Source organism: Agrobacterium sp. SUL3, assembly GCF_001263295.1.
GTDB classification, from domain to species: domain Bacteria; phylum Pseudomonadota; class Alphaproteobacteria; order Rhizobiales; family Rhizobiaceae; genus Agrobacterium; species Agrobacterium tomkonis.
This window is the reverse complement of record NZ_KQ414560.1, coordinates 1-2010: the sequence shown is the minus strand read 5'-3', so window position 1 is coordinate 2010 and position 2010 is coordinate 1. Positions and strand designations below refer to the sequence as shown.

At 54.8% G+C, this 2010-nt stretch carries 2 protein-coding genes; one reads left to right on the top strand and one right to left on the bottom strand.

Annotation, left to right across the window (positions count from 1 at the left end; genetic code table 11):
* Positions 1-122 precede the first annotated feature (122 nt).
* A complete protein-coding gene (locus AKG12_RS28970; protein WP_052821466.1) occupies positions 123-842 on the bottom strand; it encodes a putative quinol monooxygenase in 720 nt (239 codons plus the stop codon).
* A gap of 160 nt (positions 843-1002) precedes the next feature.
* Here AKG12_RS28970 and AKG12_RS28965 point away from each other — a divergent pair, with 160 nt between their 5' ends.
* Complete coding sequence (locus AKG12_RS28965; RefSeq protein WP_052821465.1) at positions 1003-1875, top strand: LysR family transcriptional regulator; 873 nt, start codon at positions 1003-1005, stop codon at positions 1873-1875.
* The last annotated feature ends 135 nt before the right edge of the window (positions 1876-2010 follow it).

The following is a 2010-nucleotide window of genomic DNA, read 5'->3' as shown; positions in this document are numbered from 1 at the left end:
AGGCCGTGACCGGCGCAACTGCCTGAGTTTAACTGAAAGCGCTTCGTCCGGCCTCAGTCGAACAACGTGACAACGCCGGCCAGGTTGCACCGGGCACTTCTTTCTCAAGTCACCCTGTGAGATTACTTGGTAGCAAGGATGTCGAAATTGCGGGCGTTTGCCACAACACCATCGTCCCATCCGCCTGCGACCAATTCTGAAGCCTTTGCATTAAGGAGCCCGGCGACTTGTCCGGCAAAGTGCGCTTCGCGCCCAGAGCTGTCGGCAAAGATGTCAAAGATGGCGAAGTTGTTCTCGTCAATCTGCAGCGCCGTCCAGAACAAAGTTTTTGGTTCGGTATCTGCAACGATCGGACCAGCGGCGGTCAACAAGGCTGCCAATTCGGGACCTTTACCTGGAGCAGCTTCGAGCTTGATATAAGTTGCGGTTGTTGCCTTGTGGAGGTCAACCGGCGCTTTTACCGAAAGGACATCGGAGTTGTTGATGTTCGCGACAACACCGGCGTCCCATCCTCCGTCGACCAACGCGTCTGCGTTCTGGTTCAAGGCAGCTGCAACTGCTCCTGAGAAGTGAGCGTCGCGTGCTTCTTCATCTGCGAAGATGTCAAAGATTGCGAGCGTATCGTCGGCTTGCAAAGCAAACCAAAGTACAGTGCCCGGCTCTGTTTCTCCCACGATGGGTGCGGCACTAGCCAGAAACTCCGCGAAGGCAGCGGTCTGGCCTTCGGCGGCCGGCATGGCGATGTAGCTGGCAGTGTGATTTTCCATTGGGTTGTCCTGTGCAGTTGCAGAAGTTGTGATCAGAGCCAGTGCGGCGCATGTCTGAAGGATTTGCATTTTCATGGTCGGCGTCTGCTTTGAAGTGCATCGTGCTGGTTCTCGATGCACTCTTGTCCCATGGCGGATGGGTCGGACTCCAATTCCGAAGTTCTATTTTTTAATAGACATGGACTATGGAAGTTGCTTTGATGGCGTGCGTTGAGATGTGGCGGAGAATGCGGCGATGGAAATGAACCAGATCAGGTATTTTCTCGCTGTCTGTGAGCACCGAAACTTCACCCACGCAGCCAGTGCCTCCAATGTCTCCCAACCTTCCTTGACGACTGCGATCAAGAAACTTGAAGACGAGCTTGGAGGTGAGCTGTTTGTCAGGGACCGTGCGGGATGCAGGCTTACAGCCCTCGGAAAACTCATGCAGCCAAGGTTGCAGAGGATTTACGATGAGACGCGCCAGGCGAAGGCTGAGGCGGTCCGTCACATGCGTTTGGAGCGGGTTCCAATCTCTGTTGGTGTCGGCGAAACGATTGGCCACAACCTGATTTCGGCAGCTATGGAGCGTACGCGTAAGCGATTACCGCAAGCCGAAATCGAATTGATCGTTGCATCATCCTCCGAGCTTCTTGCCGGGTTGCGAGACGGCAAACTCGACGTTGCAGTCACCGCAGAGAAGGTCAGTGAAGACCTCTATCGCATAGACCGTCTCTATGAAGAGGACTACAAGGTAGTAATGTCAAAGTCGCATCCGTTGTCTGAACAAGATGCGATTTCTCTTGCGGCTCTCGCAAAAACCGACATGCTCGACCGACTAAATTGCGAAATGCGGGACGCTTTGCATGGGACCTGCGCAGATTATGGTCATGAACTCTACGCGGCGTATCGGTCCAACCGCGTGGATTGGTTAGTTGAACTTGCTCGGCAAGGGTCAGGTGCGCTGATCTTGCCGGCAACTGCTATTCCTTCGGACATGGGCCTGGTGTCGAAGCCCATCGAGGGCCTTCAATTATCGAGAACTGTTCTGGCTCTCCGATATCGGCACCAAACGACGAGACCAGAGACAAATGATCTGATCCGTGAGATTATGCGGACGCCGATGTAGTGAGGTCGGCAGTCGACATTCGCCCATGGTGCAGCATTCGTCCCGTTGGGCTCCAGCCGGCGTTGTCACGTTGTTCGACTGAGGCCGGACGAAGCGCTTTCAGTTAAACTCAGGCAGTTGCGCCGGTCACGGCCT

What these genes read in the sequence shown, in the direction of transcription:
- AKG12_RS28965 (WP_052821465.1), top strand. Translation starts at nt 1,003, where the DNA reads ATGGAAATGAACCAGATCAGGTATTTTCTCGCTGTCTGTGAGCACCGA.
- AKG12_RS28970 (WP_052821466.1), bottom strand. Translation starts at nt 842, where the DNA reads ATGAAAATGCAAATCCTTCAGACATGCGCCGCACTGGCTCTGATCACA.